Here is a 16,255-nt window from a genome sequence, read left to right on the forward strand (position 1 = left end):
AAAATCCCTCGGCGTTCGCGCTGTGTGGGTTCAAGTCCCACTCCGGCTACCATGGGAAACAGAAGAATAATCAAAGCAATAAGCAGTGTCGTGAAACCACCTACGGGTGGTTTTTTTGTGCCTGCAATTCACGCTCTGTTCATATCTTGTGCTCACTAAGTGTAATGAGTTGCAATCTTCAGCCTGTCAATGCCGAATCGAACGTATCGCCTCTAGCATAGAGAACCTGACCGCTTTGTCCGTTTTCCGGTGGTGGCGCGGATTTAGTGGTCGCTCTGTCCGCTGGGTGTATTATTTGCTGATAACATGGCTGGTTGAAGCCAGTAAACTCCGGCACACCTGTCTTATTGTTTGAAATAATTCTTATCGCCGACGGTATGCCATCTGCTCAGCAATGTAATAAAGAGCGGGTTGGGGATAATAAAAGGGCCAGCCCGCTGCAGGCCCTGGCACACTAAGGATGACTGATAAAGCGAGACAGCCGCTGGCGAAGCAGGCGGTTTTCCTGACGCAACCGCGCATTCTCTTCCAGCAACGTTAGCGCAACGGCAATTCCCGGCCAGTCAAGTTCCAGCTCCTGACGCAGGCGCACCGCGCGACGCATTACGGTCAGCGCATGGTCGTCAAACGTCTCGTTTTCATGAGGCTCAATCACCCCTAAGCCGACAATCTCATGGAGCTCCTCTTCTGATACACCGGTGTACAGACAAAATTCGGTAATGGTAAAGTTGACGGTGACGTTAGCCATTATGCTTTCCCCCACTCTTTGCGCGGATCAAAGAACTTTTGTGCATCCGCAAGCTGTTGCCACAGGGCGGCGCTGGTATCGTCAGGTTTTGGCGGCATGACTATTTTGATCACCGCATACAAATCGCCGGTATGTTTTTTACTTACCAGACCCTTGCCCTTAATGCGTAGTCGCTGCCCGGCCTGGCTTCCCGCCGGAATGGTCAGCAGGATGCTCTCTTTTAGCGTCGGAACGGTAACTTTCGCGCCCAACGCGGCTTCCCATGGAGCCAGGGGAACAACCACTTCCAGATCCTGATTAACTATATCGAACAGCGGATGCGGCGCAATATGGATAACCAGCCACAAGTCACCGTTTGGCCCACCGTTTTCGCCGGGGGTACCCTGGCCTTTCAGACGGATACGCTGGCCGTTACCGACACCAGCCGGAATTTTCACATTTAGCGTTTTGGGAATTTCACGTTCAACCATGCCAAATGCATTGTAGACCGGCAGGTTGTAACTGATAGTGCGGCTATGCTCAGTAAGCGTTTCTTCGAGGAATACGGCAACTTCAATTTCGATGTCGTGCCCGCGGCTGGCAGGGCGCTGGCGCGCATGCTGACCAAAAATGGAGGAGAAGATATCGTCGAAATCTTCGGCACTGTAGCTTTGATTCTCTCCTTGCTGGAATTGACGGCTGAACTGTGGATCGTTACGGTGCTGCCACAGCTGGTCGTACTCGGCGCGTCGCTGCTCATCACTCAGTACTTCCCAGGCTTCAGCAACCTCTTTAAATCGGGCCTCCGCGTCAGTCTCTTTACTGACATCAGGATGGTATTTACGGGCGAGTCGACGATAGGCGGTCTTGATTGTCTTGAGATCGTCTGTCGGTTTCACGCCCATAATGGCGTAATAATCCTTTAATTCCATAGCGTTCTCTCGTGTAAATCAACACTTGCAGAAGGTGAACCGTGACAACAGGTATCACCGCTTAGTTTAGGGTAATCCTGATAACAACGAATGCCAACCTGGAAGGCGGGATATTGCTATAAACGATGTGGTTGTGCGTCAACAACAGCGCTTTTAACGTTAGGTTGCGACCAGGAAGGCAAACCTGAGCGGACTGACAACGGGGACAATGAGCGTTTACGCTGGCGGGTTCGAATTGCGTTCCAGGCATTGATTTTCATATTAAAATCGCACGGGTAAAATCATAAAGCTGCGTTATGCTTATCAGGATTTTCCCAGCGGGATGCTCCCGTGGACTGATATCGTTCAGGAATAAATAATGGACTCCACACACATTGGTTTTCCAGCCGAAACGGTTCTGGTATTTGTTGCGTTATCCGTAGGGGCCATCGCCATCGATCTGTTTATGCATCGCCATGACAAACCGATATCGCTGAAAAGCGCGGCGCTTTGGTCCGTTTTCTGGGTCATTGTGGCCATGGTCTTCGCCAGTTTCTTATATGTTCACCACGGAGCCGAAGTCGCGAGCCTGTTTATCACCGGGTACGCGCTTGAAAAGGTACTTTCGGTTGATAACCTGTTTGTCATGATGGCTATCTTCTCCTGGTTTGCGATTCCAGACCGTTTCCGACACCGTGTGCTCTACTGGGGGATTATTGGAGCGATTGTATTTCGCGGCATTTTTGTCGCTATTGGTACCGGCTTGCTTAGCCTCGGACCGTACGTCGAAGTGGTGTTTGCGCTGATCGTGGCGTGGACGGCGGTGATGATGCTCAAAAGCAAAGATGAGAGCGATGAAATTCAGGACTACTCACAGCATCTGGCCTACCGCCTCGTAAAACGGTTCTTTCCTATCTGGTCGAAACTGAAAGGGCACGCTTTCCTGCTGAATCAGCAAGAAGTTGATGAGGAACTGGCTAAGCCGGAAAACCGTGATGTGGCGATTGGACGCGGGGCAAAAGCCGCGCGTTATGCCACGCCGTTACTGCTGTGCGTTGCGGTCGTTGAGTTGTCTGATGTGATGTTCGCCTTTGACTCTGTGCCTGCGATCATCGCCGTGAGCCGCGAGCCTCTGATTGTCTATAGCGCAATGATGTTCGCCATCCTCGGCCTACGTACCCTTTACTTTGTTCTCGAGGCGCTGAAGCAGTATCTGGTGCATCTGGAGAAGGCAATCATTCTGCTGCTGTTCTTTATTGCGGTTAAGCTTGGGCTGAACGCCACTGACCATATCTGGCACCACGGTTACAGCCTGAGTGCGACGACCAGTCTTTATGTGGTACTGAGCGTGCTGGCGTTGGGTATCCTTGCCAGCGTGCTGTTCCCGGAAAAATCGGGCGAAGACCAAAAGAACGGATAAATTGCGCCCCGGTGATTCCACCGGGGATCAATCAGGTTAACTCTTTCATAAACTCGCTGCGAAACCGCGCGATTGGATTTTTCTTACGCGACCAGCTTGATTGGAAATGCTGCCAGTGAGCATCACTGGCCGTAGCCAACAGTTCATAGTCTCCACGCGTATCGCCCCATGCGCGGATATGATACTGATTGAGCGGGCCGTAAACTGCTTCAAGGCGGTTAATCTTATGAATACACCGGCAGTTATGACCGACGATCCGCCCCGTCAGGACGCCGTCTTTGCTTTCGAGCTCTGTACCAATCAGCTTAATCCCCAACCTGTCGGCAAAAGGTCGCAGGACAATCATCGGCGAAGCGGAGCATAGCGTCACTTCGGCACCGGTTGAGATCTCGGCGGCAACCGCCAGAAGCCCAGCCGGACGCATCAGCTTTTTCCACGATTTCAGACAGTAGGCTTCTGCTTTTTCCTGAACCCATTTTTCATCACGGCCAGCAAGGAAGGTGGTGATTAACACTTCCTTGAGCTCGTCGCGGGTGAGGCGGCGACGGAAGCACTGCAATGTGGGGATCACGAGGCGCAGCATCTTGCGGGCAAACTGACGACGGCCGAAAGCAAATTTTAAAAAAGGAATAAAGCTATCGTGCCGGGTCAGCGTTCCGTCAAAGTCAAAAACGGACAGGATCTGCTTATCGGCCTCGGTTATCGTCATCATTTTTCACGCCATTATTTGTAAAAACAGAATATTAGAACATTTGGTTGTGGATGCAAAATGCATCTGGATTCATGCCTTCGTGTACTTTCTATTAGCGTAGAACAAGAAAAGCTCCGGAATCAACGAAGATACACGTGAATGCTGTAACGGGAAGACAACGGATGAGGCTGAATGCTCTTATGGCCATTGCTCCATCAAATATCCCGCCTTGCACCATCAGCTAACACAACCCGCCCATTTTGCTACAAAAATGCACAAAGCGTGACTATTGCATTATTTATGTACTTTATTGTTAAGGAGATGTGATCCCCGCTGTAATTTCACCGCAGCGAGGCAGAGGCCTTATCCACGCACTCTATACTCAAAATTGTCAAAATCGGGGCATGGCTGCGTAAAGTTGGCAGCCATTTTGCTTAATGATTTGGCCTGAAAAGCGTAAGGAAACCTCGCCGTTATCAGCAGGATATTGTCAGGATGTCGTTTGTCCGGCGCGTGCGCCGGTGGCTCGGCTTCACACCGTTATGCATAAACCTCTTTTGCTAAGGTAGATAATAATGTCGCTGAAATTAATAAGAAGTCCGCTTTCTATTGTGTTGGCAGGGTGTCTGGTGACGGCGTTTTCCGCCCAGGCCGATATCGTAATCGGTGTTGCGGGACCTTTTACAGGCCCTAACGCCACCTATGGCGATCAATACTGGCATGGTGCCACCCAGGCTGCAGCAGATATCAACGCTGCCGGTGGGATAAACGGCGAGAAAATTAAGCTGGTGCAGGGCGATGATGCCTGTGAACCTAAACAAGCCGTATCGGTTGCAAACCGCCTGGTCGATCAGGACAAAGTACAGGCCGTGGTTGGCCATTTCTGCTCTTCTTCCACTATGCCTGCATCAGAGGTCTATAACGACGCTGGCGTGCTGGCTATTACCCCGGGCTCTACCAACCCGCTTATCACTGAACGTGGAATGAACGACATGTTCCGCATGTGCGGCCGTGATGACCAGCAGGGTGGCGTCGCCAGCGATTTCATTATTGATAAGCTGAAGGCTAAGCGCGTGGTGATCATCCACGATAAAGACACCTACGGTCAGGGCCTGGCCGATGCTACCCGCGCGGCGCTCGCGAAGCGTGGCGTGAAGGATGTGATGTACGAAGGTCTGTCGCGTGGGGAAAAAGACTTTAACGCCCTCGTGACCAAGATTGGCGCACAGAAACCGGACGTGGTGTTCTTCGGTGGCTGTCACCCGGAAGCAGGCCCGCTGGTACGTCAGATGCGTGAGCAGGGCGTGCAGGCGAAATTCTTCTCCGGCGACTGCATCGTCAACGAAGAGATGGTTACCGCCGCGGGTGGACCACAGTATACCAAGGGTATCTATATGACCTTCGGTAAAGACCCTCGCTTGATCCCGGACGGCAAAGCGGTTATCGAGAAATTCCGTGCCAATAAATTTGAGCCGGAAGGCTACACCCTCTACTCCTACGCCTCTATTCAGGCCATTGCGGCTGCGTTCAAAGCGACCGGCGGTGCCGATTCTGCGAAAGCCAGCGCCTGGTTGAAAGCAAACCCGGTTGAAACGGTGATGGGCAAAAAAGCCTGGGACAGCAAAGGTGACCTGAAAGTCTCTGATTACGTGGTCTACCAATGGGATGACCAGGGCAAGTACAAGGAAGTCGAATAACGAGACGGAATCACGCTCAGCGCCGGGATGCTCCCATCCCGGCGCTCAATAATAGATGACACAACATGAGTGAGCGATGATGGAGACATTCTTCCTGCAACAGTTAGTCAATGGATTGACGCTAGGTTCCGTCTACGGATTGATAGCCATTGGTTACACCATGGTTTACGGCATTATCGGCATGATTAACTTCGCGCACGGCGAAGTGTATATGATATCGGCCTATCTCTGCGCCATCGGTCTGGCGCTGCTCTCCTTTTTTGGTCTGCACTCTTTTCCACTGCTGATCCTTGGCACGCTGGTGTTTACCATCGTGGTAACGGGGGTTTATGGCTGGACGATTGAACGCATCGCCTACAAGCCGCTGCGCAACTCGACGCGCCTGGCGCCGCTGATTTCCGCTATCGGGATGTCGCTCATCCTGCAAAACTACGCGCAAATCAGCCAGGGGCCACGTCAACAGGGCGTACCGACGATGCTCGACGGCGTGCTGCGTCTGCATATCGGCGAAGGTTTTGTACAGATAACCTATACCAAAATCTTCATTCTGTTGGCCTCGTTTGCTGGCATGCTGCTGCTGACCTGGATAATCGGTCATACCCGCCTTGGGCGTATGTGCCGCGCGGTACAACAGGACCGCAAAATGGCCTCGATTCTGGGGATTAACACCGACCGGATCATCTCGCTGGTGTTCGTTATTGGCGCGGCAATGGCGGGGCTGGCCGGGGTGCTTATCACCATGAACTACGGCACCTTTGATTTCTATGCTGGGTTTATTATCGGCATTAAGGCCTTTACCGCCGCGGTGTTGGGCGGCATTGGTTCGCTGCCGGGGGCGATGCTCGGTGGGCTGCTGCTTGGCGTCGCTGAAGCGCAATTCTCGGGGCTGGTGAACACCGACTATAAGGACGTCTTCTCCTTTGGTCTGCTGGTGGTCATTCTGATTTTCCGTCCGCAGGGGCTGCTTGGCCGCCCGATTGTCGCCAAAGTGTAGGAGCCGAACATGACGCATTCAACGGCCGTACACGACGGTTTTTCTCTTAAGCGCTGCGTGCTGGATATGATTTTCGCAGGCCTGGTGGCGCTGATTATCTTTGGCCCCATCGTGGGCGTGGTGCTGGACGGTTACAGCTTCAACTTTAACGGCCAGCGGCTGGTGTGGATTGTCGCAGCGGTGATGATCGGGCGCTTTGCCTTAAGCGCGCTGTCGATGACCGCGTTTGGCAGGCGCTTTAGCGCCCGCTTTGAAGGTGATAGCTCCGGGGTATACGTGCGCTCGCCGGACTATAAAAGCAGCCTGCGCTGGGTTATCCCGCTGATACTGGCGCTGGCGGTTTGCTTCCCGTTCGTGGCGACAAAATATGTGCTGACGGTGGCTATTCTCGGGCTTATCTACGTGCTGCTCGGTCTGGGGCTGAATATCGTTGTCGGGCTAGCGGGGCTGCTGGATCTGGGCTACGTCGCCTTCTACGCCATTGGTGCCTACGGGCTGGCGCTGGGGTATCAGTATCTGGGACTCGGGTTCTGGTCGATGCTGCCTATTGCGGCGCTAATGGCCGCCGCCGCAGGCGCGCTGCTTGGCTTCCCGGTGCTGCGAATGCACGGTGACTATCTGGCAATCGTGACGCTAGGCTTTGGGGAAATTATCCGTCTGGTGCTGAATAACTGGCTGAGCTTTACCGGCGGCCCGAACGGCGTATCGGCACCGCCGCCAACGTTCTTCGGCCTGGAGTTTGGCCGTCGGGCTAAAGAGGGCGGGGTACCGTTCCACGAGTTTTTCCATCTCACCTATAACCCTAACCTCAAGTTTATCTTTATCTATGCGGTGCTGGTTCTGGTCGTGTTGCTGGTGCTGTACATCAAACATCGCCTGACGCGAATGCCGATTGGCCGCGCGTGGGAAGCGCTGCGTGAAGATGAAATTGCCTGCCGTTCAATGGGGCTTAACCATGTGCTGGTGAAGCTGTCGGCGTTTACGCTTGGCGCGTCCACGGCGGGTATCGCCGGGGTGTTCTTCGCGACCTATCAGGGATTCGTCAACCCGACCTCGTTCACTTTCTTTGAGTCAGCGTTAATTCTCGCCATCGTCGTACTGGGCGGTATGGGCTCGACCATCGGCGTGGTGCTGGCGGCATTTGTGTTAACCGTCACCCCGGAGCTGCTGCGCAGCTTTGCTGAATACCGCGTGCTGCTGTTTGGCATATTGATGGTGGTGATGATGATCTGGCGGCCGCGTGGCCTGATTCGCATTAACCGCAGCGGTTTTGCCGTACGTAAAGGAGTCGCGCCATGAGCCAGGACGTGATTCTGAGCGTCGAGCACTTAATGATGCATTTTGGCGGCATCAAGGCGCTGAACGACGTCAACCTTGAGGTTAAACGCGGGTCAATCACCGCGCTGATAGGCCCGAACGGCGCGGGGAAAACCACGGTGTTTAACTGCCTGACCGGCTTTTATAAAGCCTCCGGCGGCAACATTCTGTTCAATACCCGCAATAAAACCACCAACGTGATTCAGATCCTCGGGCAGAAGTTCCAGCCTGGCGACTGGATTAACCCGGCGCAGTTCGGCCAGCGGCTGTTCTACAAAATGTTTGGTGGTACTCATCTGGTGAACCGGGCGGGATTAGCGCGAACGTTCCAGAACATCCGCTTGTTCCGCGAAATGTCGGTGATTGAAAACCTGCTGGTGGCGCAGCATATGCAGGTCAACCGTAACCTGATTGCTGGGGTGCTCAACACGCCTGCCTATCGGCGAGCTGAAAGCGATGCGCTGGATCGCGCCTTCTACTGGCTGGAGGTGGTGGATCTGGTGGACTGCGCCAACCGTCTGGCGGGCGAAATGTCTTACGGCCAACAGCGTCGCCTCGAAATCGCCCGCGCCATGTGTACCGGGCCAGAGATGATTTGCCTCGATGAACCGGCGGCGGGTTTGAATCCGGTTGAAACCCGGGCGCTTAGCAAGATTATCCGCTTCCTGCGCGAACACCACGCGATAACGGTGCTGCTGATTGAACACGATATGGGGATGGTGATGGAAATATCGGACAACATTATCGTACTCGACCACGGCGACGTGATTGCGCAGGGAAGGGCTGAGCAAATTCAGAACGATGAAAAGGTAATTGCGGCGTATCTGGGCACCAGCGAAGACGAGGTGAACCTATGAGCGAAGCGATGCTGGAGTTTCGTGAGGTTGACGTGTTTTATGGCGTGATTCAGGCGCTAAAACAGGTCTCTTTACAGGTCAATAAAGGCGAAACCGTCTCGCTGATTGGCGCCAACGGGGCGGGGAAATCCACCCTGTTAATGTCGATATTCGGCCAGCCACGCATTCGCAGCGGGCAAATTCTCTTCTGCGGGGACGATATCAGCCATAAATCGACTCATTACGTCGCCTCGGGGGGCATTGCGCAGGCGCCGGAGGGGAGACGTATTTTCCCCGATATGACCGTCGAAGAGAACCTGCTGATGGGCACCATCCCGGTGGGAACACAGTATGCGACGGAAGACCTGCAAACCATGTTCGATCTCTTTCCGCGTTTAAAAGAGCGGCGCAAGCAGCGGGCAATGACCATGTCCGGCGGTGAACAGCAGATGCTGGCGATTGCCCGCGCGCTGATGAGCCGCCCGAAGTTGCTACTGCTGGACGAACCGAGTCTTGGGCTCGCGCCGATTGTGGTTAAGCAAATTTTTCAGACGCTGCGTGAGCTGGCGCGCAATGGTATGACGATTTTTCTCGTGGAGCAGAACGCCCACCATGCGCTGAAGCTTTCAGACCGCGGGTACGTAATGGTCAACGGCCAGATTCGCCTGACCGGCAGCGGTGAAGAGCTGCTCGGTAATCAGGAGGTGCGCAAAGCATATCTGGGCGGGGCGTAGCGTGCTGGCGGCGGCGTAATGTCGCCGGGGAAAGGGTAATGACGCTGGAGTTCAACGCCAAACTCCTGCATCATTGCGCCTCAAATGATATGCCTCATCAACAACGATAGAGAAAGAGTATGAAAACGGGACCGTTAACCGAAAGCGAACTGGAATGGCTGGACGAGACAATTGCAAAGTATGCTACCGATGCGTCAATTATTGATGTGTCTGAACTGGACGGCATGCTGACGGCGATTTTGTCGTCTCCACTGGAGATTGAACCCGCCGAGTGGATGTTCGCCGTATGGGGTGGGGCCGACCACGTGCCGCACTGGGCAACCGACCGCGAACGTGACCGTTTCGTTAACCTGACGCTGCAGCATATGAGCGACATCGCTGACCGCCTCAATGACTACCCGGATCAGTTTGAACCGCTGTTTGGTACCCGTGAAGAAGAGGGCCAGGAGCTGACCATCGTTGAAGAGTGGTGTTACGGCTACCTGCGCGGCGTGGCGCTGACCGATTGGTCCGGCCTGCCGGAAGCACAGCAGGCGGCGTTTGACGCGATTGCCCTGCACGGTGACGAAGAGAAAACGACGGCGCTGGGTGCCTTCACCGCCGAACAGTATCTCGACAGCATCGACCGCATCAGCCCGGCAGCGCTGGCGCTGTTCGACTACTGGATGGACAATCCAAAAGAAGCGCCAGTTAAACAGCCGATTAAAAATGAGCAGAAAGTGGGACGTAACGACCCATGTCCTTGCGGCAGCGGCAAGAAATATAAGCAGTGTTGCTTAGCGAAATAATGCGGTAGCCCGGACGAGGCGTTTACGCCGACTCCGGGAAATCTCCCGGCATCGCGAAGCTCTGCCGGGCTACGAAGTTCTTAGCCTACTGACGGTAACAGCCCCGTCGCAATCCCCGCCTGAATCAAAATCACCGCAATCCCGCAAGCAAAGACCAGCCACAGCACCGGCTTGCCGCCCGCAACACGGTATCCCCCTTCCGGGTGATGCTTACGGCTTTGCATCGTTAGCAGTGACGGAATGATCAATGCCAGCACCGCCAGCGCTACGCCCGCATAGCCGAGCGCCATCACGAACCCGCGTGGGTAAAACAGTGCGAAGGCCAGCGGTGGCAGGAAGGTGATAGCCCCGGTTTGCAGTCGTCCGCGCACGCTGTTTTTGCGCTGGAACAGGTCGGCCAGGTAATCAAACAGCCCTAAGGCGACGCCGAGGAACGAAGTTGCCAGCGCCAGATCGGCGAACAGATGCACCGCGAGTTCAACGTGCGGTGAGGCCACCACTTCACGAATGGCCAGCAGCAGACCGTTCAGGCCGGTGTGTTGCTCCATCAGTGCGCTAAACACCGGTGAGTCAATGCTGCCGAGCGTGGCAAGCTGCCAGAACAGATAGGCAACCAGCGGGATGGCGCTGCCGATAACAAAAACGCCGCGCAGTTTACGAATATCGCCGTTCATGTAGCTGACAATACTCGGCACGCTGCCGTGAAAACCGAAAGAGGTGAAAATCACCGGGATGGCGGAGAGGGCCAGACCTTGTTCCAGCGGTAGCGTTAGCAGATTGATTTTATGAATGTGCGGCAGCAGCAATATCAGCATGATGACCAAAAAGATAATTTTGGCGCTGAACAGGAAGCGGTTAAACAGATCGACCAGCGAAGTGCCGATACAAATCACCAGACCGCCGACGGCGGTAAACAGCAGAACGCCGAGCGATGGCGGCATATCCATACTGAACCACTGACTCAGGCTGGAGGCCAGCAGTTCGCCCGCGCCGCTGATGTAGGCTGCGGTCAGCGCATACATCAGGAACATCATGCTAAAACCGGTCGCCCATTGGCCGTAGCGGCCGAGATAGCGTAATGCCAGCGTTCCGAGGCCCGTGTCGGCAGGGACGTGCTGGTAGACTTCCAGCAGCAGCAGGGCGGTATAGCACATCAGCGCCCATAGACCAGCCAGCAGCAGCACGGTAACGCCAAAACCGACGCCTGCGGATGCCAGTGGCATCGCCAACATTCCTGCGCCGATCGTGGTGCCGGCTACGATTAAAATACTCCCCAGGGTACGGTTTTTCACGCTTTCCTCTACTTCAGAACAGATTAACGACTAAAGATGCCGCGCAGAGTATGTGAAACCTGTCGTTTCGTCAAATCTGAATTACAGTGGGTGTATGAAATTGTTTACGGTTTGCTTCGGCGTGGGAAAAGCTGCGCTAGCGCAAAACATGCAAAGTAAATGCAGTTTATGGTGGCGTTTTTACGGGAGGAATAATGGAATCCATTCACGGTCATGAAGTTCTGAATATGATGATTGATTCAGATGAGCAGTACAGTATTGAAAGTCTGGAAGCGGCAATTCATGCCCGCTTTGGCGAGCAGGCGCGTTTTCATACCTGTTCAGCAGAAAATATGAGTGCTGCCGAGCTGGTCGCGTTTCTGCATAAGAAAGGAAAGTTTATTCCGCGGGAATCGGGATTTACGACGGTGGAAAGTAAAATTTGCCGCCATTAATCGGCAGCGGCGTGTAATACGCCGCTGCACGAGAGTTAATTTTGCGTATCGAGCGTGGCCAGCTCTTTATCAATAAAGTACAGGCCTTCACCGCTTTTACCCGCCAGCGTCAGCTTATCGATAACGGATTTAAACAGTTTCTCTTCTTCGTGCTGTTCTGCCACATACCACTGCAGGAAATTAAAGGTCGGATAGTCCTGATTGGTCATCGCCGCATGCGCCAGTTCATTGATTTGAGCGGTGATCAGCTGTTCGTGCTCGTAGGTGACGCGGAACAGTTCGTCCAGCGAGGCGTACTCGGCAAACGGTGACTGAATGCTATTAATGCGTGGCAGGCTACCGGTGTCGGTCAGGTAGTCAAACAGGCGTTGCATGTGAGTCATCTCTTCCTGCGCGTGGCGGCGTAAAAAGGCAGCAGCGCCTTCAAAGCTATTGAAGCTACACCAGGCACTCATCTGCTGATACAACAGAGAAGAATAGAGTTCGAGATTCATCTGTTCATTTAATTTCTCGATCATTGCCGCTTTAAGCATGTTTTCGCTCCAGGAATAATACGTTACGAGTTAATTACAGCGGCACTATAAATTGTTATTAATTTATTTGCAAAAGGTAAATATAAAAACATTTATATAATAATGCGAATGGGAATAAAACGCATTGGCATAAATATAACGATTAAATTATTGGTAATAATAACGCCGGGATAAACCGGCGTGGAATTAATAATAAGCGGCTGACGTTGGTACGTTGGCAATGCCGCGGCACTGGTATTGCAAGGTAACATGCTCATTCAGGCACAGTGAGCCGCTGGTGGTAGTGCAGGTGGTGATGGGCTGGCCGTAGGAAAACGCGGTGGCATATCCTATTTGCTGGCAGGCTTTATTGGCTTCAGATTGAGCCAGATAGCTATCGGTTTTGGCATTCTGCAAAATGGCTTGCCCGTAGGTCAGGCGCACGATGCCGCTGTTGGCATCCACTTCGCTTACGCTCGCCGCACGGGGCACGGTACAAGCCGTCAGGGCCAGGAGGGCGGGAATAAGAATGAGGCTTTTCATTAATTCGCTCTGCGCAATCAGTCGTGACCTCATTGTAACCATCGCCGCTGCAAGCAATCCTTTGAATAGTCGCTATAACCTGGGGTTAATCCTTCTGTGACTCATAAATTTCCTGAAACTGCAGGTGTAGCGCGCAAAAATGTTTCACCAGCGTCGGGTCAAAGTGGGTTCCGGCGCTGTTAACGATAATTTCAGAGGCGCTTTCATGGGAAAAGCTCGGTTTATAAACGCGCTTTTGCCGCAGCGCATCGTAGACATCTGCCAGTGCCAGGATACGCGCCTCCAGCGGAATCTCTTCGCCGGCGAGACCTTCCGGATACCCGGAGCCGTCCCATTTTTCATGATGGTAGTGAATCAAATTTTCGGCCACTGAACCGAGAACCAGTCCCTGGACAATTCGCCATCCCTTAGTGGTATGTTTTTGAATCTGTTTAAATTCCTCGTCGGTGAGTTTGCCCTTTTTACGCAGAATATGCTCAGGTACCGCAATTTTTCCGATGTCGTGCAGGGAGGCAAACGTCTCAATGTCACGAATTTGCTTCGGCGGCAGTTTGAGCGCGTCGGCAAGCAAGCGGCAGTAGGCGGCCACGCGACGAATATGACAGCCGGTTTCATCATCGTGAACGTGATTTATCTTCTCCATCGCTTCAACAATGCTGCGGTTAATGGCCCGGTTCTTATTCATATGGCGCCACATCATCAGCATCAGACTGAGAATAAAGAACAACAGGGCCAGAAGCCCGGCGCTGATAATTTGCAGCGCGTTTTTGCTTAAGGAGGTGGGTTGCACTACGCTCGCTGGCGGTACCTGCTGGTAACGATAGCTGGAGATAAGATGCACCTGTGATATCAGGGCGTACAGCGGATGGGCAATGTTCATCCAGGTGCCAATCTGATAGTTTGAGTGGGTCATCCCGGCAACTTTTAATGCCCCACGGAACAAATCGCTTCCGCGTAGCGCCTGTTCCATTGAACTCAAATCCCCAAGAATGTAATCAATATGATTGCTGTCGATGGTATCGAGCAGTTCATCAATTGACGCGCGGGCAATAAGCGTAACATCGTTACCAAAGCGCTGACGCAGATAGTCGGCGGCAAACGAGCCGCGAATGACGCCGACCCGCTGATGGCGAACCTGCTCTTCGTCGAGAATAAAGGGCGCGGTGGCTTTGTTGTAATAGGCGTTATACCAGTTGACCAGCGGGCCAACCTGACCCTCCATTTGCGTACCATTGCTCACGTCAAAAATCTCGGCCAGGCGGATTGGCCAATCTTCATTTTTCATTCTTATCATGTAGTTATCAACGAACTGCACGTCGACGTTAATATTCAACAAATCGCGAAGATCGTTGACCAGGCTGATAGCACTGCCATGATAGCCCTGGTCATCACGCCAGATAATGGGCGCGAAGTTTTCATTCTTTGGCAACCAAAGGGTGAGCCGGTTTTTCTCCATCCAGATGCGCTCGTCAGGCGTTATCGTCAAACGTTGACGAAAATACTCAAGACGACTTTGTTCCTCTAGCGCCCGGAGTTTTCCGTTCTGCTGCCATTCGTTAATCAGTTGATTGATATTGCTACGAAGCGAAATCAGCTCCGGGCTGATCCCGAAGGAGGCCGTAATACGCAATGAGTCAAACGGTCGTGAAATCGTGTAGTAGTACTGTGGTCCACCAATTTCACGATTTTCATTAATATAGAAATCTGCGCCGCCGCTGCGCAGAATTTGCAGCGCTTCTCTGCTGCTGTCGACTTCGATAACCTGCTGGAACTTTAACGTAGGATACGCCTGCTTCACCAACCGCTGAGTCGGGTCGTTTCGCCGGAAAATGACCCGCGTGTTATTGATATCACTGATGGATTTAGCCTGGCGGGTAATGCTGGCGGTAACGATGGGATTCTCAAGCAGCCGGGACGATAAAATGGTTTTTTTGAGGTGTTCTCGCGTTTGCAGCACGCTGGCGTAGAGCCCGTAGTCATGATGGGCGAAGCGCTGCTCAAAGGTGGTGCCGTCGGTGGGGCGTAGCGTCAGGTTGTAGCCGTAACGCGCGTTAATCGCGTGCAGCAATTCGGGATAGAAACCCTGGAATTGACCGTGATTGTCGCGCCAGAACTCAAAGCTATCCGCATCGAGAATCCATACAGGGATAGGCGCCGCCGCTCGAATTTTTTGCGGTGGCACGGCATGAGCGCGGGGCGCCCAAAGTAGCATAAGGGTCAGTAGAACAAGGAGACCCAGCGCGTGTCGAAATCCTCGGCGGTCCTGTGTCACAAGTCAGTTCCTTTGCAGTGACTATTTCATCCATTGAAACGCTGACAAACAGCAGGGGCTTTCTGCCCATTTACCCAGTCTAGCCGACCATTCACCCAGGTGATAGTAAATAATTAATGGTTTATGTAAGGTTTTATCTACAGGTCAAAGGCAAAAATGTGACCCCATTAGTAAAAATTAAAACTACTTTTCATAAAATTTGAAAGTATGTTTGACTGGTAGTAAGGTGAGAATACTAATCGAACGACTGCGGATAACCCCGCTTAGCTTTCAGGAGAGGAAAGAATGAAAATTGCACTGATGATGGAAAATAGCCAGGCCAGCAAAAACGCGACTATTCATCATGAGTTAAAAGCCGTTGCCGATGAAAAAGGCTTCCCGGTCTATAACGTGGGTATGAGCGATGAAAACGATCATCACCTGACCTACATCCATCTGGGCATCATGGCCAGCATCCTGCTGAACTCCAAAGCGGTCGATTTCGTCGTGACCGGTTGCGGTACCGGCCAGGGCGCGATGATGTCTCTGAACATTCACCCAGGCGTTGTGTGCGGTTACTGCCTGGATCCAGCAGACGCCTTCCTGTTTGCTCAGATCAACAACGGTAACGCACTGTCTCTGGCCTTTGCAAAAGGCTTTGGCTGGGGCGCAGAGCTGAACGTTCGCTACATGTTTGAAAAAGCGTTCACCGGTCGTAACGGCGAAGGCTATCCGCCAGAGCGTAAAGAGCCGCAGGTTCGCAACGCCGGTATTCTGAACCAGGTGAAAGCGGCCGTGGTGAAAGAAAACTATCTGGATACCCTGCGCGCTATCGACCCAGCGCTGGTGAAAACCGCCGTGTCCGGTCAGCGTTTCCAGGAATGTTTCTTCGAAAACTGCCAGAACAAAGAGATCGAAGCTTTTGTTCGTGAGGTTCTGGCGTAAGCCTGACGCTCAACGGATAAATAAAAACCCACGCTCAGGCGTGGGTTTTTTGTTGTCACCCCTAAACCACCTCCTAGGGAGGTGGTGATTGATCCTGTAAGGCTATAGCCTGAAGAATGCCCATGCCGGAATATCTCTGCTTACTCACCACAAGTAAAAGGAG

Annotated in this window: 17 protein-coding genes; 9 read left to right on the plus strand and 8 right to left on the minus strand. The window is 53.0% G+C overall.

Annotated elements, in window-relative coordinates; all coding sequences use genetic code 11:
- Window positions 1-454 precede the first annotated feature (454 nt).
- From cbpM to RDN66_RS24280, 3 genes are all read right to left on the minus strand, one after another.
- Window positions 455-748: a chaperone modulator CbpM gene (cbpM, locus tag RDN66_RS09955; protein ID WP_202217716.1), complete on the minus strand. Its 294-nt coding sequence runs from the start codon at window positions 746-748 to the stop codon at window positions 455-457.
- The gene (gene cbpA, locus RDN66_RS09960; RefSeq protein WP_202217717.1) at window positions 748-1,659 is read right to left on the minus strand and encodes a curved DNA-binding protein; all 912 of its coding nucleotides are present in this window, start codon (window positions 1,657-1,659) and stop codon (window positions 748-750) included. The genes cbpM and cbpA overlap by 1 nt, the downstream gene beginning before the upstream one ends.
- 61 nt (window positions 1,660-1,720) lie before the next feature.
- On the minus strand, window positions 1,721-1,909 hold the full coding sequence (locus RDN66_RS24280) for an IS1 family transposase (protein WP_202217718.1): 189 nt from the start codon (window positions 1,907-1,909) through the stop codon (window positions 1,721-1,723).
- A 108-nt stretch (window positions 1,910-2,017) separates the two neighbouring features.
- Here RDN66_RS24280 and RDN66_RS09965 point away from each other — a divergent pair, with 108 nt between their 5' ends.
- The gene (locus RDN66_RS09965; RefSeq protein ID WP_308537822.1) at window positions 2,018-3,058 is read left to right on the plus strand and encodes a TerC/Alx family metal homeostasis membrane protein; all 1,041 of its coding nucleotides are present in this window, start codon (window positions 2,018-2,020) and stop codon (window positions 3,056-3,058) included.
- Between the two features lie 31 nt (window positions 3,059-3,089).
- Here RDN66_RS09965 and RDN66_RS09970 read toward each other — a convergent pair whose 3' ends face one another.
- Window positions 3,090-3,770: an HAD-IB family hydrolase gene (locus RDN66_RS09970; protein WP_202217720.1), complete on the minus strand. Its 681-nt coding sequence runs from the start codon at window positions 3,768-3,770 to the stop codon at window positions 3,090-3,092.
- Window positions 3,771-4,324: 554 nt separating this feature from the next.
- Here RDN66_RS09970 and RDN66_RS09975 point away from each other — a divergent pair.
- The 6 genes from RDN66_RS09975 to RDN66_RS10000 all read left to right on the plus strand — a co-directional run bounded on the left by RDN66_RS09975 (window position 4,325) and on the right by RDN66_RS10000 (window position 10,115).
- Window positions 4,325-5,446, plus strand: a complete 1,122-nt coding sequence (locus RDN66_RS09975) for a branched-chain amino acid ABC transporter substrate-binding protein (RefSeq protein WP_035894092.1) — start codon at window positions 4,325-4,327, stop codon at window positions 5,444-5,446.
- 79 nt (window positions 5,447-5,525) lie between these two features.
- Window positions 5,526-6,440, plus strand: coding sequence for a branched-chain amino acid ABC transporter permease (locus tag RDN66_RS09980; protein WP_035894152.1), 915 nt, complete (start codon window positions 5,526-5,528; stop codon window positions 6,438-6,440).
- 9 nt (window positions 6,441-6,449) lie between these two features.
- The gene (livM, locus tag RDN66_RS09985) at window positions 6,450-7,739 is read left to right on the plus strand and encodes a high-affinity branched-chain amino acid ABC transporter permease LivM (protein WP_202217721.1); all 1,290 of its coding nucleotides are present in this window, start codon (window positions 6,450-6,452) and stop codon (window positions 7,737-7,739) included.
- A complete protein-coding gene (locus RDN66_RS09990) occupies window positions 7,736-8,614 on the plus strand; it encodes an ABC transporter ATP-binding protein (RefSeq protein ID WP_035894088.1) in 879 nt (292 codons plus the stop codon). The genes livM and RDN66_RS09990 overlap by 4 nt, the downstream gene beginning before the upstream one ends.
- Entirely contained in the window at window positions 8,611-9,327 is a 717-nt protein-coding gene (locus tag RDN66_RS09995) for an ABC transporter ATP-binding protein (protein ID WP_035894086.1), read from the plus strand. The genes RDN66_RS09990 and RDN66_RS09995 overlap by 4 nt, the downstream gene beginning before the upstream one ends.
- A gap of 119 nt (window positions 9,328-9,446) precedes the next feature.
- Window positions 9,447-10,115 (plus strand): YecA family protein, encoded by a 669-nt coding sequence (locus RDN66_RS10000; RefSeq protein ID WP_035894084.1) that lies wholly within the window; start codon window positions 9,447-9,449, stop codon window positions 10,113-10,115.
- A gap of 80 nt (window positions 10,116-10,195) precedes the next feature.
- On the opposite strand, the gene tyrP is transcribed toward RDN66_RS10000, so the two are convergent.
- Window positions 10,196-11,347 (minus strand): tyrosine transporter TyrP, encoded by a 1,152-nt coding sequence (gene tyrP, locus RDN66_RS10005; protein WP_369709607.1) that lies wholly within the window; start codon window positions 11,345-11,347, stop codon window positions 10,196-10,198.
- A 254-nt stretch (window positions 11,348-11,601) separates the two neighbouring features.
- Here tyrP and RDN66_RS10010 point away from each other — a divergent pair, with 254 nt between their 5' ends.
- Window positions 11,602-11,841: a YecH family metal-binding protein gene (locus RDN66_RS10010; RefSeq protein ID WP_035894080.1), complete on the plus strand. Its 240-nt coding sequence runs from the start codon at window positions 11,602-11,604 to the stop codon at window positions 11,839-11,841.
- 35 nt (window positions 11,842-11,876) lie between these two features.
- Here the strand turns inward: RDN66_RS10010 and ftnA are convergent, their stop codons facing one another.
- From ftnA to RDN66_RS10025, 3 genes are all read right to left on the minus strand, one after another.
- Window positions 11,877-12,374, minus strand: a complete 498-nt coding sequence (gene ftnA / locus RDN66_RS10015; protein WP_123652219.1) for a non-heme ferritin — start codon at window positions 12,372-12,374, stop codon at window positions 11,877-11,879.
- Window positions 12,375-12,560: 186 nt separating this feature from the next.
- Complete coding sequence (yecR, locus tag RDN66_RS10020; RefSeq protein WP_115074042.1) at window positions 12,561-12,896, minus strand: YecR family lipoprotein; 336 nt, start codon at window positions 12,894-12,896, stop codon at window positions 12,561-12,563.
- Between the two features lie 85 nt (window positions 12,897-12,981).
- The gene (locus tag RDN66_RS10025; RefSeq protein ID WP_227675152.1) at window positions 12,982-15,078 is read right to left on the minus strand and encodes an HD domain-containing phosphohydrolase; all 2,097 of its coding nucleotides are present in this window, start codon (window positions 15,076-15,078) and stop codon (window positions 12,982-12,984) included.
- A 375-nt stretch (window positions 15,079-15,453) separates the two neighbouring features.
- On the opposite strand from RDN66_RS10025, the gene RDN66_RS10030 reads away from it, so the two are divergent.
- Window positions 15,454-16,092: an RpiB/LacA/LacB family sugar-phosphate isomerase gene (locus RDN66_RS10030; RefSeq protein ID WP_202217722.1), complete on the plus strand. Its 639-nt coding sequence runs from the start codon at window positions 15,454-15,456 to the stop codon at window positions 16,090-16,092.
- The last annotated feature ends 163 nt before the right edge of the window (window positions 16,093-16,255 follow it).

The sequence above is a fragment of the uncultured Kluyvera sp. genome (genome assembly GCF_902485085.1).
Taxonomy (GTDB): Bacteria; Pseudomonadota; Gammaproteobacteria; order Enterobacterales; family Enterobacteriaceae; genus Kluyvera; species Kluyvera ascorbata.

Excerpts from the sequence above, each read along its gene's own strand:
- RDN66_RS10010 (WP_035894080.1), top strand. The coding sequence starts at position 11,602 with ATGGAATCCATTCACGGTCATGAAGTTCTGAATATGATGATTGATTCA.
- RDN66_RS10000 (WP_035894084.1), top strand. The coding sequence starts at position 9,447 with ATGAAAACGGGACCGTTAACCGAAAGCGAACTGGAATGGCTGGACGAG.
- RDN66_RS09995 (WP_035894086.1), top strand. The coding sequence starts at position 8,611 with ATGAGCGAAGCGATGCTGGAGTTTCGTGAGGTTGACGTGTTTTATGGC.
- ftnA (WP_123652219.1), bottom strand. The coding sequence starts at position 12,374 with ATGCTTAAAGCGGCAATGATCGAGAAATTAAATGAACAGATGAATCTC.
- tyrP (WP_369709607.1), bottom strand. The coding sequence starts at position 11,347 with ATGTTGGCGATGCCACTGGCATCCGCAGGCGTCGGTTTTGGCGTTACC.
- livM (WP_202217721.1), top strand. The coding sequence starts at position 6,450 with ATGACGCATTCAACGGCCGTACACGACGGTTTTTCTCTTAAGCGCTGC.
- cbpA (WP_202217717.1), bottom strand. The coding sequence starts at position 1,659 with ATGGAATTAAAGGATTATTACGCCATTATGGGCGTGAAACCGACAGAC.
- yecR (WP_115074042.1), bottom strand. The coding sequence starts at position 12,896 with ATGAAAAGCCTCATTCTTATTCCCGCCCTCCTGGCCCTGACGGCTTGT.
- RDN66_RS09970 (WP_202217720.1), bottom strand. The coding sequence starts at position 3,770 with ATGATGACGATAACCGAGGCCGATAAGCAGATCCTGTCCGTTTTTGAC.
- cbpM (WP_202217716.1), bottom strand. The coding sequence starts at position 748 with ATGGCTAACGTCACCGTCAACTTTACCATTACCGAATTTTGTCTGTAC.
- RDN66_RS09965 (WP_308537822.1), top strand. The coding sequence starts at position 2,018 with ATGGACTCCACACACATTGGTTTTCCAGCCGAAACGGTTCTGGTATTT.
- RDN66_RS09980 (WP_035894152.1), top strand. The coding sequence starts at position 5,526 with ATGGAGACATTCTTCCTGCAACAGTTAGTCAATGGATTGACGCTAGGT.
- RDN66_RS10030 (WP_202217722.1), top strand. The coding sequence starts at position 15,454 with ATGAAAATTGCACTGATGATGGAAAATAGCCAGGCCAGCAAAAACGCG.
- RDN66_RS09975 (WP_035894092.1), top strand. The coding sequence starts at position 4,325 with ATGTCGCTGAAATTAATAAGAAGTCCGCTTTCTATTGTGTTGGCAGGG.
- RDN66_RS24280 (WP_202217718.1), bottom strand. The coding sequence starts at position 1,909 with ATGCCTGGAACGCAATTCGAACCCGCCAGCGTAAACGCTCATTGTCCC.
- RDN66_RS09990 (WP_035894088.1), top strand. The coding sequence starts at position 7,736 with ATGAGCCAGGACGTGATTCTGAGCGTCGAGCACTTAATGATGCATTTT.